This window comes from Spirillospora sp. NPDC000708, from assembly GCF_040299565.1.
Taxonomy (GTDB): domain Bacteria; phylum Actinomycetota; class Actinomycetes; order Streptosporangiales; family Streptosporangiaceae; genus Spirillospora.
This window is the reverse complement of sequence record NZ_JBEPCJ010000065.1, coordinates 24,220-48,524: the sequence shown is the minus strand read 5'-3', so window position 1 is coordinate 48,524 and position 24,305 is coordinate 24,220. Positions and strand designations below refer to the sequence as shown.

Here is a 24,305-nt window from a genome sequence, read left to right as displayed (position 1 = left end):
GGGGCGGGGCGAGCAGAATCACCGGCGTGAAGGTTCGGCTCGCGGGCGGCGTGGTGGCCTCGGACCTGGCCGCGTGGACGGCCGGTCCGTCCGGTCCGGAGCGCGTCACCGGCGGCCCGTCCGAGCGGCCCGGCGCGGCCGTCGCGCTGGGCCCCGCCGACGCCGCCGTCGAGGACGTCCGGCGCGCGCTCGCGGCGCTGTCCGCGCTGGTGGAGGCGGGCGGGGCGACGGCCGCCGGCGCGGGCGTCGACCTCGGCGCCGGGTTCCGGTCGGCCCGGCTGGACGGGGCGCGCGGCGACCAGCGCGACGCGGTCCTCGCCGCGCTGCGGGCGCTCGGGCCGGAGAACGCGGGACGGCTGGGGGACCGGGCCGGGTTCCTCGTCGCGCTGTTCGGCCCCTCGGTCACCCGGCGGGTGGGCGCGGCGGCGGCGAAGGCGGCCGCGGACGGGCGCTGGGCCGCGCTGCACCTGGCGTCCGCCGCGAGCGACGTCCTAGGGCCCGAGCAGCTGGAGCGCGTCCTCGGCCTGGACGGCCCCGACACCGCCGTGCCGGGCCCGCCGTCCGTGCTCGCCGGGTACCTGGGCCGGGCGTTCGAGGAGGTGCCGCGCCCGCGCCGGCTCGACCTGCTCCTCGACCTGTGGTCGCTGGTCCTCGACCAGCGGGACCGGGCCCGCCGCCGCGCCCGCCGCATGGCCACGCAGGGCCGCCGCGAGCGCCTCTCCGACCTGCGCGAACGCCGCGCCCGCCACGAGGACGACCTGGTCGTCGGCTGGATGATGCGGACGCTGGGCGCCGGCGAGCCGACGCTCGCCGACGCCGCGCGGTGGATCCCGCCCGACGGCTACTGGCGCGACCAGCTCGTCCGGGCCTTCGAGGACGCGATCGCCGCCACCGCTCTGCTCCGGACCGCCGTCGCGGTCGCCGACCACGGCTACGAGGAGGGCCTGGCGCGCTCCGCGCCCCTCCTCGCCGCCGTCGTCGAGCAGTGCCCCGCGTGGGCCGACGGCCGCCGCCGCGACGGCGGGCTGCCCTCCCGGCCCACCGTCCACGCCGGCGAGATCCACCGCAGGCTGTCCGCCGGGGGACCGGTCGACGCGCGGCTCATCGGCTTCGTCAAGCCGCGGCTGACGCGCGCGCGGGAGTTCGCCCTCCTCGTCATCGAGACCGTCGAGACGGTGATGGCGCGGATGATCGGGCACCGCGCCGACGTGCTGCGCGACTGGGGCGCGACCGCCCTCGGGGCCTGGCGCGACGCGGCCGGGTACAGCGACGCGCGCCCGCCCGCCGAGTGGGACGGCATCCCGCCGTGGACCGGCCCGCTCCTCGGCGACCGCGGGCCGCTGCGCGACCGCGAGGAGCTCGCCGGCGACCTGCTCTGGTACGTCGACCTGATCGACGCGCTCGCCCGGCTGCACGGGCACGACGCGGCGCGCTCGGTGAACGGGACCGGCGCCCCCTGGTTCGACCACGACCCGCCGCCGGAGGACCCCGAGCCGCTCACGCCCCGGCTCGGCTCGGTGACGCTCGCCGTGTCCGGCGCCGCGCAGCTCGTCGAGCTCGGCGGCGCCCCGCCGAAGGGCGCGCGCACCTGGACCGCGTTCACCGACGGGCTGGCCGCCGGAACGGCGATCCGCGCGGCGCTGACCGGCGACTTCGCGGTGCCGCCGCCCGTGGCCGCCGCCGACGGGGCGGCCGTGCCCGGGGCGGGGGTCCGGGTGCGGGTGGCCCGCAACGCGCGCGACCTGGCCGAGTGGTCGGACTACATGGGCAACTGCATCGCCGGGCCCGGGTACATCGAGGACGCCCGCGAGGGGCGCGTCGCCCTGCTCGGCCTCTACGACGGCAAGGGCGTCCTCGTCGCCAACGCGGAGGTCGGCCCGCTGCGGCCGCAGTCGCGCGGGTGGCGGGTCTCGGAGATCGCGGCGCGGTTCAACGAGGCGCCCGGCGAGGAGCTGGACCGCGCGTTCCGCGCGTGGGTGGACGCGCTTCCCGGCATCCGGCCGCCCGAGGCGCCGGTGCCGGAGGAGGTCCCGCCCGCCAGGACGGCGCGGCGGCGCGCCGCGCCGCGCCTGGTCGAGGAGGTCGGGCCGGTGCTCGGCGACCTCGCCCGCGCGGAGTGGGACGCGTCCGGCGCCGCGGCCCTGGAGGTGTTCGCCGCCGTCGCCGCGACCCCGCCGGACGCGGCGCTCGCCAGGCTGCGCCGGCTCGGTCCCGCGCAGCTCACCGCCGCGGTCCGCCGCACGCTCGACACCCGGGCCGTCCCCTTGGTCCGGCTGTGGGAGGCGACGGGGACGCGGCCGCTCGCCGCCGCGCTCGCCGGCCTGGACCCGGCGCTGCGCGAGCGCTACGACCGGCTCCCGCTGCTGCTCGGCGAGCCGCCGCTGCCGAAGACCCTGCGCAGGCTCGTCCTGCTGCCCGCGATCGCCGACCCGTACGCGCTCGACCTCGTCGCGCGGCGCGTCCGCGCGGCGATCGGGCGGCTGGCGGTGCGGGACGACCCGGCCGTCGCCCGCGCGGTCGGGCACCGGACGACCGAGCCGCTGCTGTGCGCGCTGACCGTCCTGGTCACCTGCGCCGCGCCGGAGATTCCACTCGTTGGCGTCGTTCCGCCGCGCAAGGTGCACGTGCCCGGCTACCCGGCGACGACCCTCAAGGACGAGGACGGCCCGTGGCGGCGCGCGATGCCCGACGCCGCCGAACTCGGCGCCGACACCGGCTCTTTCTGGGACGCGCTGGCCGGGCGGGGACTGCGCGTCCCCGCGTCGTGGCTCGGCGCGGGCGGCTGGACGGCCCTGTGGGCCCGCGCCCACGCGCACCACTGACGGCCGTCCCGCGGACCGGAAGCCCGCGGGACGGCCGCGCGGCACCTCCTACTTCCCGGCTTCGGCCGCCTCCAGGTCGGCCTTCGCGGCGCGCGGGCTCCACCGCCCGGCGAGCGGCAGCATCAGCGCGAAGAACAGCACCTGGGCGGCGATGCACACCCACCACCAGTGCTGCCACTGGTGCGGGGCGTCGGCCGCCGCCTGCTTGATGTCGGCGAGCTGGTGCAGCAGCCCCGCCGGCGGCGCGTGCCCCGCCTGCTGCGCCGCCTTCGCCTCCGCGAGCTTCTCGGGGGCGCTGACCAGGGTGTTCGCGCTGCTCACCACGTACTGCAGCGCGAACACCGAGCCGGCGACCGCGATCCGCGTCGTCCAGCCCCAGACGGCCAGCCCGTGCGCCATCAGCGCCGGGTTGCGCCGCTCGATCGTCTCGGTGAACGCGGCCATCCACGGCGCGTACGCGATGGCGAGGCCGACCGCCAGCAGGCTGACGATGGTCGCGAGCGCCGCGAAGCTCGTGTGCGGATGGGTCGCGCGGGTCAGGAACACGTACGTCATGACGACAGCGAGGACGGTGCCGCCGGCCATGAACGGCTTGCGCACCCGCAGCCGGTCGGACACGAGCCCGACGACCACCAGCGCGATCGCGTCCATCGCCCAGTACCAGGTGTTGATGCCGTTGGCGCGGGACGTGGTGAACCCGAACGTGGTGGTCAGGTAGATGGTGAAGAACCCGACCGCGGTGTAGTAGATGATCAGGAAGATCGAGATCCCGACCGCCGGGGCGAGGACGTCGAACTTGAGCATCTGCGCCCACGGCCGGCCGAGGTCGGCGCTCGCCTCGGCCTGCGCCGCGCGCGCCTCCACCTTCGCGCGGTCCCCGGCGCTGACCATGACCTGGCTGCGCAGGCCGGGGTTCAGCTCCCGCAGGCCGCCGAGCGCGATCGCGAACACGACCAGCCCGAACGCGCCCATGATGTAGTACTGGCTGGCCCAGCTGTTGTCGAGCCGCTCCAGCGTCCGGTTCGCGACGAAGCTGACGATGAGGCTCGCCACGACCGGGCCGAGCGTCCAGAAGCCCATCGCGGACGCGCGGCCGAGCTGCGGGGAGAAGTCCCGGACCAGGGCGGGCGTGGCCACCAGGATCACGCCCTCGACCATCCCGATGACCGTCAGCAGGATGACGAACGCCCACTTGTTCGGCATGGAGGGGAGCAGCAGCGTCAGCACCCCGGTGACGCCGAGCCCGTAGGCGACCAGGTTGGCGCGCCCCCATTTGTCGCAGAGTCCGGCGGCGAGGGCGCCGAACGCGCCGACCAGGCCCCCGATGACCAGCGCGTTGACGTAGAAGAGGAACGACATCTCGAAGTGGGCGAGCACCAGCGGCGCCACGCCGCCGGTCACGTACTGCTCGCAGTAGAGGACGATCGTGGCGAGGACGACCACCGCGAGGTACCACACGCGGGGGCCGGTGTCGGGGTAGCGGTCGAGGTCGCGCTTCCAGAGGCGGTCGATCGCGGCTCTGGGCTCGGGGGCGGCCGGGTGATCGAGGGTGGTCATGGCACCTCTTTCCGGTTGTCCCGGCGGGGGGCTTTCGGGCCCGGTGGTTCTTGAAGCGAACTCTAGGTTCGGGTCCTTAAATTTTCCAGAGCTAAGTTCTAGAATCTCGATCTAGAACTATTTCGAGGAGGGCGATGTCCACCGCCTCCAGGCCCGCGGCCTCCAAGCCCGTCCCGCGCCCCACCCCCGACACCCGGCCGTTCTGGGACGGCACCGCCGCCGGGGAGCTGCGCGTCCAGCGCTGCCGCGGCTGCGGCCGGCACTTCTTCTATGCCCGTCCGAGCTGCCCCCACTGCGGCTCCGGCGACGTCGCCTGGGTGACCGCCACCGGGCGCGCCACCCTCCACTCGTACGTGATCAACCATCGTCCGGCGCCCGGCTTCGAGGACGAGGCGCCCTACGTCATCGCCATCGTGGAACTCGAGGAGGGCGTCCGGATGATGAGCAACCTCGTCGGCGTGCCCGCCGACCCCGACCACCTGCCCCTCGACCTGCCGCTCCAGGTCGTCTTCGAGCAGCGCGGCGACGTGCGCCTCCCGCTCTTCGCCCCCGCGGAGGCCCGGTGAACATCGTCATCGCCGGAGCCGCGGAGACCGACGGGATCGGCCGGCTGCCCGACCGCTCCACCCGGCAGCTGCACCTGGAGGCCGCCCGCAACGCCCTCGCCGACGCCGGGCTCACCAAGGACGACATCGACGGCGTCGCGACCGTCGGCACCCCCGGCCCGGTGGAGATCGCGCATTCGCTCGGGATCGAGCCCGCCTGGCTCGACGGGACGCAGGTCGGCGGCTCGTCGTTCCTGTTCCACGTCCGGCACGCCGCCGCCGCGATCCGCGCCGGGATGTGCGGCACCGTCCTCGTCACGCACGGCGAGTCGGGCCGCTCGCGCGTCGGCGCGCCCCGCCACGCCCGCACCCCCGACTCGCTGAGCGGCCAGTTCGAGGCCCCGTACGGCGTGTTCGGCCCGACGTCCGCCTTCACCCTCACCGCGCTGCGGTACATGAAGGAGACCGGCCTCACGCACGAGCAGCTCGCCGAGGTGCCCGTCGCGCAGCGCCGCTGGGCGAACCTCAACCCGCGCGCGATGTACCGCGACCCGATCACCGTCGAGGACGTCCTCGCGTCCCGGATGGTCGCCTACCCGTTCCACCTGCTGGAGTGCTGCCTGGTGACCGACGGCGGCGGCGCGCTCGTCGTCACGTCCGAGGACCGCGCCCGCGCGCTCGGCACCCGCCGCCCGCTCGTCCACCTGCTGGGCGCGGGGGAGTCCGCCGAGTCGCCGGTCATCTCCCAGATGGCCGACCTGACCAGCTCGGCCGCGTTCCGGCGGGCGTCGCGCGCCGCGTTCGCCGAGGCGGGCGTCGGGCACGGCGACGTCGACCACCTGATGATCTACGACGCGTTCGCGCACCTGCCGATCTACGGGCTGGAGGACATGGGCTTCGTCGGGCGCGGCGAGGCGGGCGCGTTCATCGCCGAAGGCCACACCTCGCCCGGCGGCCGCCTCCCGCTGAACACCAACGGCGGCGGCCTGTCCTACACCCACACCGGCATGTACGGGATGTTCGCGATCCAGGAGGCCGTCCGCCAGCTCCGCAAGGAGGCCGCCGCGCAGGTCCCGGACGCGGAGGTCAGCGCGGTGCTCGGCAACGGCGGCATGTTCATGTCCGCCGCCGTCCTCGTCCTGGCCTCCCACCGCTGAGCCGCGGCGTGCCGTCCCTCGGCCGGCCGTCATCGGGGCGGCACGCCGCAGATCCGCGTCTCAGGTCCAGGTGACGAGGGCGTCGAGGATCTCGACCTCGGCGCCGTCGACGCGGAGCGGGTTGATCTCCAGCGATTCGAGGCGGTCGCCGAGGGACGCGGCGAGCGCGGCGACGCGGGCGACGACGCCGGCGACGGCGTCGAGGTCGGCGGGCTTCGTGCCGCGCGCGCCGTCGAGCAGCGCGGCGCCGCGCAGCTCGCCGAGCGCCTCCCGGACGTCCCGCGCGTCCACCGGCAGCAGGCGCAGCGCGGAGTCGCGCAGCGCCTCCACCCACACGCCGCCGAGGCCGACCGCGAGGGTGAGGCCCCAGGCCGGGTCGCGGACGATCCCGGCGAGCAGTTCCACGCCGCCGGGCCGCTGCGGCTGGACGAGCGCGCCGGCGCCGTCGCGGCCGGCGAGCGCGGCCATCACCTCGCGGTACGCGGCGCGGACGGCGTCCGGCCCGGCGAGGCCGAGGCGGACGCCGCCGATGTCGCTCTTGTGCGCGAGGCCGTCCGCCGCGGCCTTGAGGACGACCGGGTAGCCGAACCGGTCCGCCGCCGCGACCGCCGCGTCCTCCCCGTCGACCAGCGCGGACGGCACCACGGGCAGCCCCGCGCCGGCGAGGAGGGCCGCGGCGCGGTGCTCGGCCCACACGCCGGTCGCGCCGGCGGCGCCGTCCACGGCGACGGGTTCGCCGGCCTCGGGACGTCGCGCGAGCGCGCGCTCCCGTCCGGCCGACCAGCGGACGGCCGCGCCGATCGCCTGCATGCCGTGCTCGATCCCGCCGACGACGTGCGGGAACCCGGTCCTCTCCTGCACGGAGCGCCCGAACTCCGACACGTCGGTGAGCGTGTTCCCGACCACCACGACCGGACGCGGCGACGCGGCGATCCGCCGGGCGTGCGCCGCGAACGTCGCCATCGGCACCGACGGGTCAGGCGGAGCGAACCGGGGCAGGTCGGTCAGCAGCATCACCGCGTCGATGCCGGGATCGGCGGCGACGACGTCCAGCGCGCGGCCGAGGAGCGTCCGGTCGATCAGCACGTACCCGGTGACGTCGAGGGGGTTCTGCACGGTCGCGAACGGCGGCAGGATCTCCGCGAGCGCCTCCACCGTCGAGGGCGCGAATGGCGGAAGGTCGAGGCCTTCGTCCTCGGCCCGGTCCGCGATGATCTCCGACGCGCCGCCGGACGGGGTGACCACGCCGATCCGGGGCCCCGGCAGCGGCCCGGCGGACGCGAGCAGCCCGGCGGTGACGATCAGGTCCTCCAGCGACCGGACCCGGACGACGCCGAGCCGCCGGAACGCCGCGCCCACCACCGCGTCGTCGCCGACGAGCGCGCCGGTGTGGGCCCGCGCGGTGCGCGACGCCAGCCGGCTGCGCCCGATCTTCAGCGCGACGACGGGCTTGCCCGCCTCCAGGGCCCGCCGCGCCGCGCGCGCGAACGCGTCCGGGTCCCGCACCGACTCCAGGAACAGCGCGATGACCCTCGTCGCGGGGTCGTCCACCAGGTAGTCGATCACGTCGGGGACGGTGACCAGCGACTCGTTGCCCATCGACGTGAGCAGGCTGAGCCCGATGTTGCGGGCCTGGGAGAACGCCAGCACCGAACTGGCCAGCGCGCCGCTCTGCAGCACCACGCCCACCGGGCCGCGCAGCAGCGGCGGCGGGATCGGCAGGCCGTAGGGGGTGATGCCGGCGGCGGCGTTGATGTAGCCGTTGCCGTTCGGGCCGAGGACGGTCAGCCCCGCCTCCCGCGCGAACGCGACGACCTCCGCCTCCAGCCGCGCGCCGTCCGCGCCCGCCTCGCCGAACCCGGCGGTCAGCACGACGTAGTTCCGGATCCCGGCCGCGGCGCCGTCCCGCAGCACCGGCAGCACAGCGGGGGTCGGCACCATCACGTACGCCAGGTCGACCGGGCCGGGCAGCTCCGCCAGGCTCGGGTGCGCGGGGTGGCCGTGGACGAGCCCGCCGCGCGGGTTGACCAGGTGCACCGGCCCGCCGAACCCGTGCGCCCGCAGGTTCCCGAACGTGCTCGCCGACCAGCCGGACTTGTCGCTCGCGCCGACCAGCGCGATCGACCCCGGGTTGAACAGCGCGCGGACCCCCGCCCGCGGATCGCGAGAGCCCATCTCACTCCCCGACGAGGCCGAGGCGGACGTGGCCCTTGAGCAGGTTGCGGGCGATGGTCCGGCGCTGGATCTCGTCGGTGCCCTCGAAGATCCGCAGCAGCCGCAGCTCCCGGTACCAGCGCTCGATCGGCAGCTCCTTGGTGTACCCCATGCCGCCGTGGATCTGGAGCACCCGGTCCACGACGCGGTTCGCCATCGTCGCGCCGTTCAGCTTGGCGATGGACGAGGCGTGCCGCGCGTCCAGGCCCTCCCGCACCCGCCACGCCGCGTACAGCGTCAGCCACTTCGCCGCCTCGATCTCCACCTGCGAGTCCGCGATCATCCACTGGATGGCCTGGTAGTCGGCGATGGGATGGCCCATGGACACCCGGACCTTGGCGTAGTCGACCGCCATCTGCAGCATCCGCTCCGCCGCGCCGATCGCCCGCGCCGGGATCATGTAGCGGCCCTGCCCGATCCACCGCATCGCCAGCTCGAAGCCCTTGCCGACCTCGCCGAGGACGTTGGCACCGGGAACCCGGACGTCCTCGAACACCAGCGACGCCGGCCCCCACTCGCCCATGGTCGGGATCGGCTCGGACTTCCAGCCCATGTCCCGGTCGACGAGGAAGCAGGTCACGCCGCCGTCGGCGCCGAGATCGGGGTCGGTGACGGCGAACACCATGACGAAGTCGGCCTCGTTGCCGCCGGTGATGAACGTCTTCTCGCCGTTGATGACCCAGTCGTCGCCGTCGCGTACGGCGCGGGTGCGGATGCTGCGCGCGTCCGACCCGGCGCCCGGCTCGGTGATGGCGAAGCAGGACCGCCGCTCGCCCTCGATCGTCGGGATCAGGTAGGCGCGCTTCTGCGCCTCGTCGCAGGCGTACAGGATGTTGTCGGCGGTGCCGCCGAAGCCGAACGGGACGAACGTCCGGCCCGTCTCCATCGCGACGATGGCCGACATCAGCGGGCCGAGCGCGGCGCCGCCGTACTCCTCGGGCGTGTTGATCCCCCAGAACCCCGACCGGCGGGCCTTGTCGCGCAGGTCGCGCAGCACCCGGGGGTCGAGCCCGGGGCGCCCGGCGCGCTCGTTGCGCAGCACCTCGGGTTCGAGCGGCATGACCTCCTTCTCGACGAAGGAGCGGACGGTGTCGCGGATCTGACGTTCCTCGGCGCTCAGCGAGAAGTCCATGGACCGGTCCTCCGATCAATCCTAGAATCTATTTCTAGGAATCGGTTCTAGGCTGCGCACGGGGCGGTCCCGGCGTCAAGACGTCCCGCGCGCTTTCTAGAATCTGTTTCAACGACGGCCGGACGGCGGCCGCCGCACCGGACGGGGGACCGATGGCCCGCAAGCCGAGCGGCAGGGGCGGATGGGAATGGAGCCGCACCGCCCAGACGCGCCGCACCATGCTCGAGGCCGCGCGCGAGGTGTTCTGCGCGCACGGGTTCGCCGACGCCGCGATCTCCGAGGTCGTCGAGCGCGCCGGGTCCAGCGTCGGCAGCCTCTACCACCACTTCGGCGGCAAGACCGAGCTGTTCCTCGCCCTGTGGGAGGAGCACGAGGCCGCGCACGAGAAGTCCGCGACCGCGAGCGTCGCCGAGGCCAAGGCCGCCGGCGTCGAGGACCCGGTCGAGCTGTTCATCGCGGGCGCCCGCGCGTTCCTCGCCGGCTCGTGGGAGCGCCGCGACCTCGCCCGGCTGTTCATGGACGGCGACGGCCCGCCCGGCTTCGACCTGATGCGCCGCACCCGCCGCCGCGACTGGGTCCGGCAGAACGCCGTGCTGCTCGCGCTCGGCGGCGAGCCCATCGACCGCCTCACCGTCGCCGTCCTCACCACCGTCATCGGCGAGGCCGGACGCGAGGTCGCCACCAGTGAGGACGAGGCCGAGGCCCAGGAGGTCATCGACGCGGCGATCGAGCTGATCCGCCGCTTCGACCGCGCCGCCGCGGCCACCTGACCGCCGCCCGCCGATTACGGACATCTCTTTTCCGAGAAAAGCGAAGTCGAGTTTCCGGTGCCATGGCGAACGCCTTGCGTTGCTTTTGCAGATCGTGCCGCACGCCTTTATAGTCACCGATGTCGATCGCTCGTGACGAGTGGAAAGCGCTGCCGGGCCCCGTGGGCTCGCGTGAAGGTGAAGGCGGGAAATTCGTGAGGGTATTTCGTGGTGCCGTCCGGCGCGGGCGGTCCGGGGCCGGAGCTGCCATGGTCGCAGGTGCGGGCCTGGTCGCGACCATGACCGCGACCATGGGGGCCGCCTCGCCGGTGGACGCGCCCGCGGCGCCGGCCGCCCCGGCCACCTTCCCGTCCGTCCCGGCGAAATATTACGGGAATGCGGGCGATATTCCGAAATGCCGCCCCGGTCATGTGTGCGCCACCGTCGCTTATGGCGGTAAATATCATGTCTTCGACTTCTACCGGTACGGCACCTATGGGCTGAGCAATTGGCATGGCCGGGGAAGGGTCGTCAACGAGCAGGCGGGCGGCGCCGCCGCCAGGGTCTACGACCGGTCCGGCGCCGAGACCTCGTGCGTCGCGGCGGGCACCGCGATCGCCGGCGCGGACTGGGACCGGGCCGGGAAGATCAAGCTGACGACGGCCCGCTGCTGACCCCGGCTGCCACGTCGTGCTGGCCCGCTGCGTCGTGCTGGCCCGCCGTGTCGGGCTGGGGCGCCGCGTCGGGCTGGGGCGCCGCGTCGGGCTGGCGTGCGTCGGGCTGGGCGGCGACGAGGGCCTCGCCCGCCTCCGTCCGGTAGTACAGGACCGAGCGCCCGGCGCGGCGCCGCTCGACGAGCCGCGCGTCCAGCAGGATCTTCAGATGCCGGCCGACCGAGCCGAGGCCCCGGCCGGTCAGCGCGACCAGCTGCGTGGTGCTCTTCGGCGCGTCCAGCAGGAGCAGGACGGACGCGCGCACCGGGCCGAGCAGCGCGCCCAGCGCGCCCGGCGGCGGGACGGCGCCCGCGCCGGCCAGCACCCCCGAGCACGGGTAGACGATGGCGTACCGGGACCGCGCCCGGTTCCAGGAGGACCAGGTCTCGCCGACCGTGACCGGCACGAACACCAGCCGTTCCCCCGACAGGGCGCGGGGCGGGTTGTCGTGGGCGTTGATCTGCAGCCGGTTAGCGCCGAGCCAGCGCAGGCCCGGGCGCATGTCGGCGAGTGCGGCGGTCCACCCGCCCCGGCTCAGGTGCGCGGCGCGGGCCACGATGTCGGCCTCGAAGATCCGGCGGCGCCGGGGCCAGTCAGGCCGGACCGTCTCCGCCCACACCCACGCGATCAGGTCGGCGGCGCGGTCCGGCAGGTCGTCGCGGTCGAGCGCGGCGGGGAGGCGGCCGCCCAGCGCCACGGCGAGGTCCTCGCGGGCGACGTCGGGCGGCGTGGACCGCATCCGCTCCAGCTCCGCGTCGAAGGACGCCTCGGCCCCGCCGGCCGGCGTGGTCGTGACGAAGTCGGCGTTCCACGTGGGGGCGAACATGGCCCGGACGAGCAGCGCCGCGACGGGATCGGCGGCCGTCCGGGCGCGGTAGGCGGGCAGGTGGGCGGCCAGCCAGGCGCGCTCGGCCGGGTTCGCGGGCCGCTCCCAGCGCAGCGCCTTGAGGCAGGCGGTGGCCTCCGCGAGCGGCGAGACGGCGAACCGGCTCCCGGCGAGGGTGTCCGCGTTGATCTCCCACCAGCCCAAGGGTTTCGCCTCCCTGCGAAAGAGTAACCGGCGCGGCGGAGCGCCCCGGAGACTCCGATCATGCGCACCTACCGGGAACTGTTCCGCACGCCCGAGTTCGCACCGCTGTTCCTGGCGTCGGCGGGCAACGTCGCGGCGCAGACGGTGAGCGGCCTCGCGCTCGGCACGCTCGTCTACGCCCGGACCGGCTCGCCGCTGCTGTCGTCGCTGGCGATGTTCGGCCCGGCGCTCGCCCAGCTGGCGGGCGCGCTGGCGCTGCTGTCGGCGGCCGACCGGCTGCCGCCGCGCGCCGCGCTCACCGGCCTGTCGCTGCTGTTCGCCGCCGGTACCGCCGCCCAGGCCGTCCCGGGGCTGCCCGTCTGGGGCGTGTTCGCGATCGTCCTCGTGCTCGGGGCGGCGAGCGCGGTCGGCGGCGGGGTGCGGTACGGCCTGCTGAACGAGATCCTCGACCGGGAGGGCTACGTGCTCGGCCGGTCGGTGCTCAACATGTCGGTCGGCCTGATGCAGATCGCGGGGTTCGCGGCCGGCGGCGTCATGGTCGCCGCGCTGTCGCCGCGCGGGACGCTGCTGGCCGGGGCGGCGCTGTACCTCGCCGCGGCGGCCGCCGGCCGGTTCGGGCTGAGCGCCCGTCGACCGCGCGCCACGGGGCGGGCGACGGCGGGCGAGACGTGGCGCAACAACGTCCGGCTGTTCTCGTCGCCGCGGCGCCGGGCCGTCTACCTCGCGCTGTGGGTCCCGAACGGGCTGATCGTCGGCTGCGAGTCGCTGTTCGTCCCGTACGCGCCGGGGCACGCGGGGCTGCTGCTGGCGGCCGGCGCGGCCGGGATGCTCGCCGGGGACACGCTGGCCGGACGGTTCGTCCCGGCGGGCTGGCGCCGGCGCCTGGACGCGCCGATGCGGCTGGTGCTCGCCGCCCCCTACCTGGTCTTCGCGCTGCGCCCGCCGCTGCCCGTCGCGGTCGCCGCGATCACCGTGGCGAGCGTCGGGTACTGCGCGACCCTGCTGCTCCAGGAGCGGCTGCTGGAGCTCACCCCGGACGATCTGAGCGGCCACGCCCTCGGCCTGCACTCGTCCGGGATGCTCGGCATGCAGGGCATCGGCGCCACGCTCGCCGGCGGGGCCGCCCAGCTCACCTCGCCCGCGACGGGGATGGCGCTGATGGCGGCGGCGTCGGTCGCGGTGACGGTGGCCCTGGCGCCCGCGCTGCGGGCGCGCCCCGCGCCGCCTTCCGGTGAGGCGTCCGGCGACGCGTCGGGCGATGGGTCGGGCGAGGCGTCCGGTGAGGCGAGTGCGCAGCGGGTTTAGCGGGCGGGACCGGAGGCAGGCTGAGGGACATGCGTGCCGTCACCTACGACTCCTATGCCCCCGACAACTCCCGCCTCACCGTCGGCGAGGCCCCCGACCCCAAGCTCGGCCCGAGCGAGGTGCTGATCGAGGTGCGGGCGGCGGGCGTCAACCCGGTCGACTGGAAGGTCATGGCCGGCGGCCTCGACGGGATGATGGACGCCGTGTTCCCGGTGATCCCCGGCTGGGACGTCGCCGGGGTCGTCCGGAGGCTCGGGCCGGACACCCCGGAGTTCGCGCCGGGCGACGAGGTCATGGCCTACGCCCGCAAGAACGTCGTGCACGCCGGGACGTTCGCGCAGTACGTCGCGGTTCCGGCCGTGCACTGCGCGCGCAGGCCCGCCGCGCTCGGCTGGGAGCAGGCGGGCGGGCTGCCGCTCGCCGGGATGACCGCGCAGCGCGCGCTCGACCGCCTGGAGGCCGGCAAGGGCGACGTGCTGCTGGTGCACGCGGCGTCCGGGGGAGTGGGGAGCCTCGCGGTGCAGATCGGCGTCGACCGGGGCGCCCGCGTCATCGGCACCGCCTCCGAGGCGAACCACGACTACCTGCGCGAGCTCGGCGCCGAACCGGTCTCCTACGGGGACGGGCTGGTGGAGCGGATCCGCGACCTCGCGCCGGACGGCGTCACGGCGGTCGCCGACTTCGTGGGCGGGCAGTTGGACGTGACGCTCGCCGTCCTCGCGGAGGGCGGGCGGCACGTGTCCGTCGCCGACAGCGGCGTGGAGCAGCACGGCGGCCACTGGATCTGGGTGCGCCCGGACGGCGCCAAGCTCGCCGACCTCGCCGCCATGGCCGACCGCGGCGCGCTGCGCGTCGACGTCGCCGGGACGTTCTCCCTCGACGAGGTCGGCGCCGCGTTCGACGAGAGCCGCGGCGGCCACACGCGCGGGAAGCTCGTCATCACGCCGTGACCGGGACGGGCCGGGCCGCCCGCGGCGGCCCGGCCTCCCGCGTCAGCAGCCGGAATCGGCGATGACGTAGTAGTTCGCGGACATCTCCTTCAGCGTGTGCGTCACGAACACGTTGTAGAGGCCCATGTTCTGGTTCGAGCCGTTCGCGTACGTGTAGCCGCCGCTGGTGTGCGCCCGTCCCGCCACGACCTGCGCGTAGTTCGTCGCGGTGAAGCACTGGGGCGTCCCGCCGCCCGGGTCACCGGGATCGCCCGGGTCGCCGGGGTCGGTCCCGGTCGAGCCGTCGAGGCCCCAGAACTTCGCCGTGTACGACGTGGAGCAGATGGTGTCGAGGAAGTACGCGCCCGTGCTGCCGCACTGGTCGGCGCCCGTCCCCGGGTCGACGGCGAGGCCGTGGCCCATCCCGGAGATGGAGTACACCTCGACGGCCGGTTTCCCGTTCGCGTCGTTGTAGACGCTCTGCGTCGTGCCGCCCGGCAGGCTCTGCGTGCTCGACGGCGTCTGCGAGATGCCCCAGACGTTCGTCCACTGGTCGCGCAGTTCCGTGGCGTTCACCGGATAGACCGTGTAGTCGGAGGTGCCCTGCCAGACGGCGACGCGCGGCCACGGGCCGGTGTATCCCGGATAGGAGTTCCGGACCTTGTCGCCCCATTGCGCGGGCGTCAGGTTCTGGTTGTTCATCTGGCAGCCGGAGGCGGCGACGAGGCTCGTGGCGCACTGCGCGGGGAGGCCCGAGTCGACCGCGCCGCCGGCGAACACGTCCGGGTAGGCGGCGAGCAGGTCCGCCGTCATCCCGCCGCCCGCGGACAGGCCGGTCACGAACACCCGGTGCGGGTCCGAGCCGTGCCGCTGCTCGGCGCTGGACACCATCTGGACGATCGACGCCGCCTCGGTGCCGCCGCGCGCGTCCTTCGCGGGATCGAACCACTGGAAGCACTTCTGGATGTTGTTGGACGTGGTGGTCTGCGGGAACACCACGGCGAACTTCCACAGGTCGGCGTACTTGGGCCAGCCGGAATGGTTGTAGTAGTCGTCGGCGCTCTGCGTGCAGCCGTGCAGGGCCACCACGAGCGGGGCGCCGGACGGCAGTCCGGCCGGCACGTACTCGTACATCTGCAGGTTCCCGGGATTCGACCCGAAGCCGGTGACCTGCTGGTAGGTGCCGCTGTCGGCGTGAGCGGGCGCGGCGGTGGCGGCCAGCCCGGCCACGCCGGCCATGCCGGACGCGGCGGCGAGGAGCGCGAAGGCGGCGGACGACGCGAGCCGTCTCGTGAGGCGCCGCAGGACGCGCGGGGATCGTCGATGCATGAAGGGCTCTCCCGGATCGGTGGAACGGGGTGGGGATCGGGAAGGAGGGGCGCCCATCCGGAAGTCAAACCGATCCAGGCCGGCCGGGAAATGTGCCGGGCGCCCATGCCCGCCCGTCCCGGTTATGGCTCCGTACCCCATGCGTCACGGGATGTGAGCGGGGAAGACCGTCCGTATGCGCCGACGGTCGTGGGGCTGGTACGTCCTGGCGGTCGCGGTCATGGCGGGCGTCACGGCGGACGTGCTCGCGGACGGCCCGCTCCGCCGCCTCGACTGGAGGGTCCACACCTTCTGCGACGCGAACGTCCGAGGCGGGTGGATGTCGGCGGTCCACGTGTTCACCCAGCTCGGGCAGCGGGGCGTCATCGCGGGGTTCGTCCTCGTCCCGCTGGCGGTCCTCGGGGCGGTCCGGGCGCGGTCGCTGCGTCCCGTGCTGGTGCCGATCGTGGTGGTGCTCCTGCTGTCGCTGCTCCAGGAGGGCGCGAAGTCGGTGATCCCGCGGACGTACCCGGCCGGCGGCACCGACGTGCTGTGGAAGCACGGCGACGCGTACCCGTCGGGGCACACGCTGAACGGGTTCCTGCTGGTCTGGGTCGGGACCGAGCTGCTGATCGTCGTGGTCCCGGTCCTCGACCGGTGGGTGACGGCGCGCGGCCGGCGCGACTTCGCGCTGGTCGCCGGGTTCCTGACCGGGGCGGCGCTGACCGCCGCCGACGAGCACTGGCTGACCGACGTGCTGTTCAGCCTCGCGCTCGGGCCGGTGCTGCTGGCCGGGCTGGTGGCGGCGGAGCCGTTCACCCGCCCGCTGTGGCCGGGCGAGCCGGTCCGCGGCCGCTACCCGCGGATATAGGGGATCACCATCGGACACCCGCCCGCTGTGACGTCGGCGAGTCGCCGTCGTGAGGCCGCTCATGACGACGACTCGCCGCACGTCAACGGGTCACTCGGTGCGCAGGGCGGTGGCGGTGCGGGCCTTCGCGGCCCAGCCCGCCGGGAGGAGCGCGCCCAGGACCGCGATGGCGATGCCGCCGAGCGCGAGCGGGGCCAGCAGCGGGACGCGGTACACCGCGACCATGTGCGCGGTCAGCCGGGTGCCCGCCGCGTCCCCCATCAGCGGCATCACCAGGTGGTGCAGGGCGACGCCCACCGGCAGGCCCGCGAGCCCGCCGACCGCGCCCAGGCCCGCGACGGAGGCGAGCACCATCGCGACGGTCTGCCGCGGCGACATCCCGATCGCCTTGCAGACGCCGAGGTCGTGCACGCGCTCCCGGGTGTCCAGGACGACCGCGTTGAGCACGCCGAGCCCCGCGACGGTGACCAGCATCAGCGTGAGCAGCCCCGCCAGCGAGTCCAGCACGACGATCACGCTGCTGACGTCGTCGGCGGCCGCCGTCCCCTGCGCCCCGAGCGGCTTGAGCGCGCGGTTCAGCCCGCTGAGGTAGGACGCCGTCGAGACCCCCGGCTTCAGCCGGACGAGGTACTCGTCGGCCGCGTCCCGGCCCTTGACCCCGGTGAACGAGGAGGCGGCGGCGTGCACGCGCATCCCGTTGTTCTGCAGGTCGAACGCCTCGCCCACGATCCGCAGGCGCACCGCGGCGCCCTGGTCCAGCACGGTGATCGTGTCGCCGACGCGGTGGCCGGTCACGTCGAGGAAGTGCGTCGGCACCACGGCCTGGCCGGGACCGCTGATCCAGTGCCCCGCGATGATCTCGTACGCCGCCGCCCGGAGATCGTCCTGGTAGAGCCGCAGCTCGACCGCTCCGACGACGCCCGTCACGGTCGCCTGCGCCCCGCGCACTCCGTAGAACGACGCCGTGCCGGGCTGGGCGGAGATCGCGGCCCCCACCTTCGCGCCGTCCAACGAAGGCGGCCCCTCCCCGAGTCCCGGCGCCTGGGGCCGCCCGGGGGGCGGTGCCTGCCCGGGCGCCGGTCCCGGTCCCTGCGGAGCGGGTCCTCCGCCCATCACGCTGACGGCGGCGGACCCGGCGGGGTCGCGGGCGGCGCCGATGGCGTTCAGCGACGCCGCGAGGCCGATCGCGAACGTCGCGGCGGCGGTCCCGAACAGCACGGCCGCGAGCATCGACGCCGACCGGACGGGACGCGCGAACGGGGTCCCCAGCCCGAGCGTCACCGCGCGCGGCAGCGGCAGCCGCCCGGCGATCCGCTGCGCCCGCCGGCCGCGTCCCGTGCCCGGCGCGCGGCCGACCGCGATCGCCTCGACGGTCCGCAGCCGTCCCGCCCGCAGCGCCGGGACGAGGGCGGCGGCCGCCACGACCAGCAGGGCGCCCGCCGCGACGGCGGCGTCCACCCACCAGGCGACCGCGAGGTCGGTCGTCCCGTACACCTGCTGGACGTCCCCGAGCAGCGGGTACGCGATGAGGTTGCCGAGCACCACGCCCAGCAGGGTGCCTGCGGCGGCCGGGACGAGCGCCTGCGCGACATAGGCGCGGACGACCTCCGCGGGCGTGCAGCCGATGGCCTTCAGGATCCCGATCCGGCGCAGGTTCGCCCCGACCATGCCGCCGACCACGCCGGCGACGACGATGACCGCCATCCCCAGGCCGAGCGCGCCGAACGCCATCAGGAACGGCACGAACGTGGCCGCCTCCCGGTCGGCGACGTACTTGGCGTCCAGGTACGACTGGGTCCCGGCGAGCGCGCCCTTCGGCAGGGACGCCGCCACCTTCGCGCGGTGGGCGGCCAGCGCCGGCTTCGCGGGCGACCCCGAGAACCGGTACAGCATCTGCGTCGTCGCGGGCGCCTTCCCCGTGCGGAGCGCGGCCGCGCCGGCCGGGGTCGTCCACGCGTCGGCCGAGCCGGTGACCGAGCGGGCCTGCCCGACGACCTTCAGGGTCCGCCCGTCGGGCGCCGTCAGCGTCGACCCGACGCCCGCGTCCGGCGGGACCTGCGGCGGCATCATGATCTCGTCCGGGCCGGACGGCCACCGGCCCGCCGTGACCTCCAGCCGGTCCACCGGGCCGCCGGGGGAGGAGCGCCCGGCCACGGTCAGCTCGGGCAGGTGCCCCCCGCCCCGCGCCGTGAGCGAGACGACCGCGACCGGGAACGGCCCGGCGCTCGCCGTGACGCCCGGCAGCCGCGCGGTCGCCGCCGCCTGCGCCGCCGTGGCCTTCCCGGCGTCGATCTGCGCGGTCAGGTGCGCGCCGCGGTCCCGCGCGAACGCGTGGTCGAACGGCGCCGACGAGGCGACGACCAGCGAGCCGGCGACGACCGCCGACGCCACCGACATCAGCGTGGCGAGCGCGACCACCAGCGTCTGGACGCGCCGCCGCCCGACGCCCGACCGCACCACCCGGCCGAGCGCCGACCCGATGAGGCGCGCGCTCATCGGGCCGCCCCCGCCCGCTCGTCGGCCGCGATCGCGCCGTCGACCAGCGTGACCGTCCGGCTCGCGAGCGACCGGGCCAGCGCCATGTCATGGGTGACGAGCACGATCGTCTGCCCGCCCCGGTGCACCTCGGCGAGCAGCTCGCGCACGTCGTGGCCGGACGCGGTGTCCAGCGCGCCCGTCGGCTCGTCGGCCAGCAGCAGCGCCGGACGGTTCACCAGCGCGCGCGCCACCGCGACGCGCTGCCGCTCCCCGCCCGACAGCCGTCCCGGGTAGGCGCCCGCGTGCCCGGCCACGCCGAGGATCTCCAGCAGCTCGGCGGCGCGGTCCGCGGCCTTCCGGCGCGGCATCCCCGCCAGCTGCGCGGGCAGCCGGACGTTGTCGGCCACGGTGAGGTCGTCGAGCAGGTTGAAGAACTGGAACACGAACCCGATCCGCTCCCGCCGGAACCGGGCGAGCGCCGCCTCGCCGAGCCGGTCGACGCGCCGCCCGTCCACCGTCACCGCCCCGGCGGTCGGCCGGTCCAGCCCGGCGACCAGGTTCAGCAGCGTGGACTTCCCGCTGCCCGACGGCCCGACGACCGCGAGCGCCTCGCCCTCCGCCACGTCCAGCGACAGCGGCCCGAGCGCCGGCGCGCCCGCGCCGTCGTAGGCCTTCGCCGCGCCGTCCAGCTCGATCACATGTCCCATGAGGCTCCCGCCCTCCGCGTGCGGGCGGCGTGCGGGCCGCCCGGTGTCAGCGGACGTGAAGCTATGCGCGGCGGGGCGTCCGGGGCGTCCGCCGCCGCACCGACATTCCGTACTCCGTGCGGCCGATCCCGCCGGGCGTCATCCTCGCGATGTACGCCGCGAGGCCGAGCGTCCCGCCCGCGAAGCCGATACCGGGTTCGCGCGGAGGGGGACACAATGTGGACATGCACGCGGGAACGGCGCGCGAACGGCGCGGGTGGCTGCGCGGCCTGCTCCGGCCCGAGCCGGCGGGAGAGCCCCCGTCGCGCCGCGCCCTCGCCGCGGACGCGCTGCTCGCCCTCGCCATGACGGCCGTGGCGCTGCTCGTGGTGGCGAACACGGGCGGCGGGGACGAGCCCGAGCGGACGGACTTCGGCGGGCCGATCGCGCCCGTCGCCCCCGTCCCGCCGCCCGGGTTCGGGGAGCACCCGGCGCCCGTCCACCCCTCCTGGACGCTGACCGTCCTCACGACCCTGCCCCTGGCGTTCCGGCGCCGGTACCCGCTCGCCGCGTTCTGGGTGGTGCTGACGGCGGCGTGGGCGCTGCGCTACGGGATGACCTGGGTGACGGTGCTGGCCTGCGTGGTCGCCGGGTTCGGCGCCATCGCCCACAGCCGCTACCGCGTGCAGGCCGTCGCGAGCCTGGGCGCCGCGGCCGTGCTCGCCGGCTTCGTCTACCGGGGCACCGCCGCCTCCCTGCCGAACTGGTCGGCGCCGTTCTTCGTGCTGCTCGCCGCCGGGGTGCTCGCGATGGCGGTGCGGTTCTGGCGCGGCCGGCTGGCCGAGATCGAGCGGGAGCAGCGGGAGGCGACGCGCCGCGCGGTCGAGGTGGAGCGGGCCAGGATCGCGGCGGAACTGCACGACGTGGTGACCCACAACGTGAGCGTCATGGTGATCCAGACGGGCGCCGCCCGCAAGGTCGTGGACGCCGACCCCGAGCTGTCGAAGAAGGCGATGCTGGACGTCGAGGCCAGCGGGCGCGCCGCGATGGCGGAGCTGCGGCACGTCATGGGCCTGCTGGCGCCCTCCGGGGACGGCGACGGGGAGGCGGACGGCGGCGTGCCGGTGCCGCAGCCGGGCCTGGACCGGCTCGCCCCGCTCATCGACCGGGTCCGCGCCACCGGCCTGCGCGTCACGGCCGACCTCGACCCGCCGCCGGGGCCGCTGCCGCCCGGCGTCGACCTCACCGCCTACCGGGTCGTCCAGGAGGCGCTGACCAACACGATGAAGCACGCGCCCGGCGCGTCCGCCGCGGTGTCCGTCCGGTGCGCGGGGGACGACCTGCGGATCGAGGTCACCGACACCGGCGGCGCGCCCGGCGGCGGCACGGGCGTGGGCGCGGGCGGAGGCACGGGCGGCGCGGCGGGCGCGCGGACCGGCACCGGCCGCGGCCTGATCAACCTCCGCGAGCGGCTCGCGGTCTACGACGGGACGCTGGAGTCCGGCCGCACCCTCGCCGGCGGGTTCCGCGTCACCGCCACGATTCCCTGGAGGACGCCGTGACGGCGGAGGACGGCCCGGCCCTGCGGGTGGTGATCGCCGACGACCAGGCGCTGGTCCGCACCGGCTTCGGGATGATCCTCGCGGCCGACGGCATCGACGTGGTCGCCGAGGCGGCGGACGGCTTCGAGGCGGTCGCCGCCGTCCGCCGCACCCGCCCCGACGTCGTGCTGATGGACGTCCGGATGCCGGAGATGAACGGCATCGAGGCGACCCGGGAGATCACCGCGGCCGGCGGCGGCGCCCGCGTGCTCATCCTCACCACCTACGACCTGGACCACTACGTCTACGCCGCGCTCACCGCGGGTGCGAGCGGGTTCCTGCTCAAGGACGTGACGCCCGAGCGGCTGACCGCGTCGGTCCGGCTCGTCCGGACCGGGGACGCGCTGCTCGCGCCCGCCATCACCCGCCGGCTCATCGAGCGCTTCGCGCCGCGTGACGAGGCCGGCGGCGGGGCGCGGCCCGTGCACCGGGACCTGTCCCGGCTGACGCCCCGGGAGCTGGAGGTGCTCGGGCTGCTCGCCACCGGGCTGTCGAACGCCGAGCTCGCCGACCGCCTCACGCTCAGCGCCGCGACGGTCAAGACGCACGTGGCGCGCATCCTGTCGAAGCTGGGGCTGCGCGACCGGGTGCAGGCCGTCGTGCTCGCCTACGAGACGGGGCTGGTGTCCGCGGGGCGCGGGCCGTCGGGAAGCGGCGATTCGGGGCGCTGAACCGCGCGTTCCGAAGATCGCTTTTCCGGCGCGGCGAATTCAGCGGGCGCCGGTGCCGGGCGGCGGGATTCGGCGGCCCGCCCGGCGTTCTCGCTCCATTTCCGGAAAACGCGGCCCGGTGCCGATCATCCGCAGGGCCCGAGCGCCAGTTCGCTCGCCATCTGCGCCCACGCGTCGAGCGCGTCGTAGGAGGTGTCGTAGCAGTGCGCGAGATGGAATCCGGAGGCCGACCGGACCGCGAGGTGGGCGCGGCCGTCCGGCGGGCCCTCCAGGACGACGGCGGCCCGGGTGCTGTTGACGCGCATGTCCGCGAGGTGGTCGCCGGCGTCCTGGATGGCCAGCGTGACCACGTCCCAGAACACCCGCTCGGCGGCGGTGCAGTCGACGAAGCTGCCGAGCCGCAGGATGCCGTTGGCGCTCACGCACAGCAGGGCCGGCGCGGTGGCGCTGGTGAGCATGTACCGCCAGGCCCGCCATGTGTATTCCAGGTGGACGGCGTGATCGGTGAAGTCGTCCTCGTCAATGTCGGTCATCGCGCGCTCTTCTGGACGATGCTCTCGGCATGGCGGCCTCGCGTGCCGACGGACACGGAGGTGGTGTGGTACGGGACGGTACCACGGCGCGGTACGGCCGCCTACCGTGCCGGAGAAGGGAAATTCGGCGGTGCCGCGACCGGAAGCCGAAAGGTCAGTTCCGGGGATCCGGAAAACCGCCGAGGTAACGCGCGGACGGTGTGCCGCCGCGGTTTTCCGGTACCGGCCGGAACAGCGCGATCGTCGCCTCGACGGCGACCTCGGTGATGTCGCGGACGTCCGCGCCGTCCTCCACCAGGGTCGCGGTGAGCTCGCGGAGCCCGCCGATCAGCATCAGCGCGAACGGGCGGGTGATCGGGTGGGTCCCGGCCCGGACCATCTCCGCGTTCCCGGTCACGTCCCGCAGCAGCCGGAACAGCGTGTCGACGGCCTCGCGCTGCATCCGCCGGGCGGTGCCGGCGCCGAGCGCCTGCAGCTCCCGGATCCAGCTCAGCGTGATCTCGGGCTCGGAGGCGACCATGTCGACGTACGCCTCGACGCCCTGCCGGATCTGGGTCTCCCACGGCGCGGCGGGGTCGATCGCCTCGGCGACGCGCCGGCGCAGCATCCGGTTCGTCACCTGGAGCAGCTCGACGAAGCAGGCGTCCTTGGTCGGGAACTCCTCGTAGAAGGTGCGCCGGGACGTGCGGGCGTGCCGGACGATGTCGGAGATCGTGGTCTCGCGGTAGCCGCGCTCGCGGATCGAGTCGGCGAGGCCCGCGAGCAGCCGCCCGCGGAAGGACACCGCCGCCTCCGTGCCCTCGGCGGGCACGCCGTCGTCCCGGCCGGGCCCCCGCGCCCCGCCGACGGACACTCCAGCGTTTTCCACTGTTGGAAAGCTATCCCATCGGCCCTTCGCGGCGCCGGTGTCCCGTTCATCCGGATCCGGCTGCGGATCCGCCGTTGCCGCCCCATTGACATCGCGGTGGGCGCGTCGCATCGTTTTGAAAGCTAATTCTAGAAATGGCTTCTAGCTCACGGCGGCGGCCGGGCACCCGGCCCGCCCGGGACGGAGGGAGCGACCATGACCGCGATCGCCGACGGACGGGTGGTCATCGTGACCGGGGCGGCCCGGGGCATCGGCCGCGAGCACGCGCTGGAGTTCGCCCGGCACGGCGCCCGGGTCGTCGTCAACGACCTGGGCGCGCAGGTCGACGGGACCGGTTCGTCCACCGGGCCGGCCGGCGAGGTGGTGGACGAGATCCGCGCGATGGGGGGCGAGGCCGTCGCCGACGGCACCGACGTGTCCGACTTCGAGGGCGCCCGCCGGCTCGTGGCGTCCACGGTCGAGCGGTTCGGGGACGTGCACGTCCTGGTGAACAACGCGGGCATCCTCCGCGACCGGATGCTGGTCAACATGAGCGCGGAGGAGTGGGACGCGGTGATCGCCGTCCACCTGCGTGGGACGTTCGCGCCGCTGCGGCACGCCGCCGCGTACTGGCGGGAGCGGCACAAGGCCGGCCACGAGGTCGACGCGCGCGTCATCAACACCAGCTCGTCGTCGGGCATCTACGGCAACGCCGGGCAGGGCAACTACGGCGCGGCCAAGGCCGGGATCGCCGCGCTGACCGTGATCGCGGCGCGCGAGCTGGGCCGGTACGGCGTGACCGTGAACGCGGTGGCGCCCGCCGCGCTGACCCGGATGACCGAGAACCTGGTGCCGGGCCGCGAGCGCCCGGGCGAGGGCTTCGACCCGGCGGACCCGTCCAACATCGCGCCGCTGGTGGTGTGGCTGGCGAGCCCGGGGGCGCGCGGGATCACCGGCCGCGTGTTCAACGTGCGCGGCGGGCGGATCAGCGTCGCCGAGGGCTGGCGCGCCGGGCCGGTCGTCGACAAGGGCGCCCGCTGGGACCCGCACGAGCTGGACGACGTGATCCCCGCGCTGGTGGAGAAGGCCCGCCCGAACGTCCTGCCCGACGGCGTCACGCCCGACCCCATGGGATGATCCGGAAGGCCCGCCCGCCC

General features: G+C 75.2%; 20 protein-coding genes. 11 read left to right on the top strand and 9 right to left on the bottom strand.

The features are described 5' to 3' along the window. Positions 1 to 26 precede the first annotated feature (26 nt). On the top strand, positions 27 to 2,822 hold the full coding sequence (locus ABT299_RS35550) for a hypothetical protein (protein WP_500253404.1): 2,796 nt from the start codon (positions 27 to 29) through the stop codon (positions 2,820 to 2,822). 48 nt (positions 2,823 to 2,870) lie between these two features. Here the strand turns inward: ABT299_RS35550 and ABT299_RS35545 are convergent, their stop codons facing one another. Beyond that, the gene (locus ABT299_RS35545) at positions 2,871 to 4,379 is read right to left on the bottom strand and encodes an MFS transporter (RefSeq protein ID WP_387029241.1); all 1,509 of its coding nucleotides are present in this window, start codon (positions 4,377 to 4,379) and stop codon (positions 2,871 to 2,873) included. A 134-nt stretch (positions 4,380 to 4,513) separates the two neighbouring features. On the opposite strand from ABT299_RS35545, the gene ABT299_RS35540 reads away from it, so the two are divergent. Together ABT299_RS35540 and ABT299_RS35535 are read left to right on the top strand one after the other, a co-directional pair. Continuing rightward, positions 4,514 to 4,945, top strand: a complete 432-nt coding sequence (locus ABT299_RS35540) for a Zn-ribbon domain-containing OB-fold protein (protein ID WP_500253403.1) — start codon at positions 4,514 to 4,516, stop codon at positions 4,943 to 4,945. Further along, a complete protein-coding gene (locus ABT299_RS35535; protein WP_500253402.1) occupies positions 4,942 to 6,081 on the top strand; it encodes a thiolase C-terminal domain-containing protein in 1,140 nt (379 codons plus the stop codon). Before ABT299_RS35540 ends, ABT299_RS35535 begins: the two co-directional genes overlap by 4 nt. 60 nt (positions 6,082 to 6,141) lie before the next feature. Here the strand turns inward: ABT299_RS35535 and ABT299_RS35530 are convergent, their stop codons facing one another. Together ABT299_RS35530 and ABT299_RS35525 are read right to left on the bottom strand one after the other, a co-directional pair. Next, positions 6,142 to 8,256 (bottom strand): acetate--CoA ligase family protein, encoded by a 2,115-nt coding sequence (locus tag ABT299_RS35530; RefSeq protein WP_500253401.1) that lies wholly within the window; start codon positions 8,254 to 8,256, stop codon positions 6,142 to 6,144. A 1-nt stretch (position 8,257) separates the two neighbouring features. After that, a complete protein-coding gene (locus tag ABT299_RS35525; RefSeq protein ID WP_500253400.1) occupies positions 8,258 to 9,427 on the bottom strand; it encodes an acyl-CoA dehydrogenase family protein in 1,170 nt (389 codons plus the stop codon). A gap of 152 nt (positions 9,428 to 9,579) precedes the next feature. Between ABT299_RS35525 and ABT299_RS35520 the strand changes: the two genes are divergently transcribed. Continuing rightward, entirely contained in the window at positions 9,580 to 10,197 is a 618-nt protein-coding gene (locus ABT299_RS35520; protein ID WP_500253399.1) for a TetR/AcrR family transcriptional regulator, read from the top strand. Between the two features lie 248 nt (positions 10,198 to 10,445). Continuing rightward, positions 10,446 to 10,850 (top strand): hypothetical protein, encoded by a 405-nt coding sequence (locus tag ABT299_RS35515; protein ID WP_500253398.1) that lies wholly within the window; start codon positions 10,446 to 10,448, stop codon positions 10,848 to 10,850. Here the strand turns inward: ABT299_RS35515 and ABT299_RS35510 are convergent. Further along, positions 10,825 to 11,919: a winged helix-turn-helix domain-containing protein gene (locus tag ABT299_RS35510; protein ID WP_500253397.1), complete on the bottom strand. Its 1,095-nt coding sequence runs from the start codon at positions 11,917 to 11,919 to the stop codon at positions 10,825 to 10,827. The genes ABT299_RS35515 and ABT299_RS35510 overlap by 26 nt on opposite strands. 60 nt (positions 11,920 to 11,979) lie before the next feature. On the opposite strand from ABT299_RS35510, the gene ABT299_RS35505 reads away from it, so the two are divergent. Next, positions 11,980 to 13,224, top strand: coding sequence for an MFS transporter (locus ABT299_RS35505; RefSeq protein WP_500253396.1), 1,245 nt, complete (start codon positions 11,980 to 11,982; stop codon positions 13,222 to 13,224). A gap of 29 nt (positions 13,225 to 13,253) precedes the next feature. Then, positions 13,254 to 14,174, top strand: a complete 921-nt coding sequence (locus tag ABT299_RS35500) for an NADP-dependent oxidoreductase (protein WP_500253395.1) — start codon at positions 13,254 to 13,256, stop codon at positions 14,172 to 14,174. A gap of 42 nt (positions 14,175 to 14,216) precedes the next feature. Here the strand turns inward: ABT299_RS35500 and ABT299_RS35495 are convergent, their stop codons facing one another. Then, positions 14,217 to 15,482 (bottom strand): extracellular catalytic domain type 1 short-chain-length polyhydroxyalkanoate depolymerase, encoded by a 1,266-nt coding sequence (locus ABT299_RS35495; RefSeq protein WP_500253394.1) that lies wholly within the window; start codon positions 15,480 to 15,482, stop codon positions 14,217 to 14,219. A 175-nt stretch (positions 15,483 to 15,657) separates the two neighbouring features. On the opposite strand from ABT299_RS35495, the gene ABT299_RS35490 reads away from it, so the two are divergent. Then, entirely contained in the window at positions 15,658 to 16,332 is a 675-nt protein-coding gene (locus tag ABT299_RS35490; protein ID WP_500253393.1) for a phosphatase PAP2 family protein, read from the top strand. A gap of 90 nt (positions 16,333 to 16,422) precedes the next feature. Here the strand turns inward: ABT299_RS35490 and ABT299_RS35485 are convergent, their stop codons facing one another. Beyond that, positions 16,423 to 18,828 (bottom strand): FtsX-like permease family protein, encoded by a 2,406-nt coding sequence (locus ABT299_RS35485; RefSeq protein WP_500253392.1) that lies wholly within the window; start codon positions 18,826 to 18,828, stop codon positions 16,423 to 16,425. After that, the gene (locus ABT299_RS35480; RefSeq protein WP_190862547.1) at positions 18,825 to 19,517 is read right to left on the bottom strand and encodes an ABC transporter ATP-binding protein; all 693 of its coding nucleotides are present in this window, start codon (positions 19,515 to 19,517) and stop codon (positions 18,825 to 18,827) included. Before ABT299_RS35480 ends, ABT299_RS35485 begins: the two co-directional genes overlap by 4 nt. Before the next feature lie 224 nt (positions 19,518 to 19,741). On the opposite strand from ABT299_RS35480, the gene ABT299_RS35475 reads away from it, so the two are divergent. Further along, positions 19,742 to 21,058, top strand: coding sequence for a sensor histidine kinase (locus tag ABT299_RS35475; RefSeq protein ID WP_500253391.1), 1,317 nt, complete (start codon positions 19,742 to 19,744; stop codon positions 21,056 to 21,058). Beyond that, the gene (locus tag ABT299_RS35470; protein ID WP_500253390.1) at positions 21,055 to 21,768 is read left to right on the top strand and encodes a response regulator; all 714 of its coding nucleotides are present in this window, start codon (positions 21,055 to 21,057) and stop codon (positions 21,766 to 21,768) included. Before ABT299_RS35475 ends, ABT299_RS35470 begins: the two co-directional genes overlap by 4 nt. Positions 21,769 to 21,893: 125 nt before the next feature. On the opposite strand, the gene ABT299_RS35465 is transcribed toward ABT299_RS35470, so the two are convergent. Both ABT299_RS35465 and ABT299_RS35460 read right to left on the bottom strand, forming a co-directional pair. Continuing rightward, positions 21,894 to 22,301 (bottom strand): hypothetical protein, encoded by a 408-nt coding sequence (locus ABT299_RS35465; RefSeq protein WP_190862541.1) that lies wholly within the window; start codon positions 22,299 to 22,301, stop codon positions 21,894 to 21,896. Between the two features lie 154 nt (positions 22,302 to 22,455). Then, entirely contained in the window at positions 22,456 to 23,169 is a 714-nt protein-coding gene (locus tag ABT299_RS35460; RefSeq protein WP_500253389.1) for a TetR/AcrR family transcriptional regulator, read from the bottom strand. Positions 23,170 to 23,364: 195 nt separating this feature from the next. Between ABT299_RS35460 and ABT299_RS35455 the strand changes: the two genes are divergently transcribed. After that, positions 23,365 to 24,285 carry an SDR family oxidoreductase gene (locus tag ABT299_RS35455; protein WP_500253388.1) on the top strand — a complete coding sequence of 307 codons (921 nt, stop codon included), beginning with the start codon at positions 23,365 to 23,367 and terminating at the stop codon, positions 24,283 to 24,285. Positions 24,286 to 24,305: the final 20 nt, after the last annotated feature.

What these genes read in the sequence shown, in the direction of transcription:
- ABT299_RS35515 (WP_500253398.1), top strand. Translation starts at nt 10,446, where the DNA reads ATGGTCGCAGGTGCGGGCCTGGTCGCGACCATGACCGCGACCATGGGG.
- ABT299_RS35455 (WP_500253388.1), top strand. Translation starts at nt 23,365, where the DNA reads ATGACCGCGATCGCCGACGGACGGGTGGTCATCGTGACCGGGGCGGCC.
- ABT299_RS35520 (WP_500253399.1), top strand. Translation starts at nt 9,580, where the DNA reads ATGGCCCGCAAGCCGAGCGGCAGGGGCGGATGGGAATGGAGCCGCACC.
- ABT299_RS35500 (WP_500253395.1), top strand. Translation starts at nt 13,254, where the DNA reads ATGCGTGCCGTCACCTACGACTCCTATGCCCCCGACAACTCCCGCCTC.
- ABT299_RS35475 (WP_500253391.1), top strand. Translation starts at nt 19,742, where the DNA reads ATGCACGCGGGAACGGCGCGCGAACGGCGCGGGTGGCTGCGCGGCCTG.
- ABT299_RS35485 (WP_500253392.1), bottom strand. Translation starts at nt 18,828, where the DNA reads ATGAGCGCGCGCCTCATCGGGTCGGCGCTCGGCCGGGTGGTGCGGTCG.
- ABT299_RS35490 (WP_500253393.1), top strand. Translation starts at nt 15,658, where the DNA reads ATGCGCCGACGGTCGTGGGGCTGGTACGTCCTGGCGGTCGCGGTCATG.
- ABT299_RS35545 (WP_387029241.1), bottom strand. Translation starts at nt 4,379, where the DNA reads ATGACCACCCTCGATCACCCGGCCGCCCCCGAGCCCAGAGCCGCGATC.
- ABT299_RS35495 (WP_500253394.1), bottom strand. Translation starts at nt 15,482, where the DNA reads ATGCATCGACGATCCCCGCGCGTCCTGCGGCGCCTCACGAGACGGCTC.
- ABT299_RS35525 (WP_500253400.1), bottom strand. Translation starts at nt 9,427, where the DNA reads ATGGACTTCTCGCTGAGCGCCGAGGAACGTCAGATCCGCGACACCGTC.
- ABT299_RS35480 (WP_190862547.1), bottom strand. Translation starts at nt 19,517, where the DNA reads ATGGGACATGTGATCGAGCTGGACGGCGCGGCGAAGGCCTACGACGGC.
- ABT299_RS35530 (WP_500253401.1), bottom strand. Translation starts at nt 8,256, where the DNA reads ATGGGCTCTCGCGATCCGCGGGCGGGGGTCCGCGCGCTGTTCAACCCG.
- ABT299_RS35540 (WP_500253403.1), top strand. Translation starts at nt 4,514, where the DNA reads ATGTCCACCGCCTCCAGGCCCGCGGCCTCCAAGCCCGTCCCGCGCCCC.
- ABT299_RS35465 (WP_190862541.1), bottom strand. Translation starts at nt 22,301, where the DNA reads ATGACCGACATTGACGAGGACGACTTCACCGATCACGCCGTCCACCTG.
- ABT299_RS35505 (WP_500253396.1), top strand. Translation starts at nt 11,980, where the DNA reads ATGCGCACCTACCGGGAACTGTTCCGCACGCCCGAGTTCGCACCGCTG.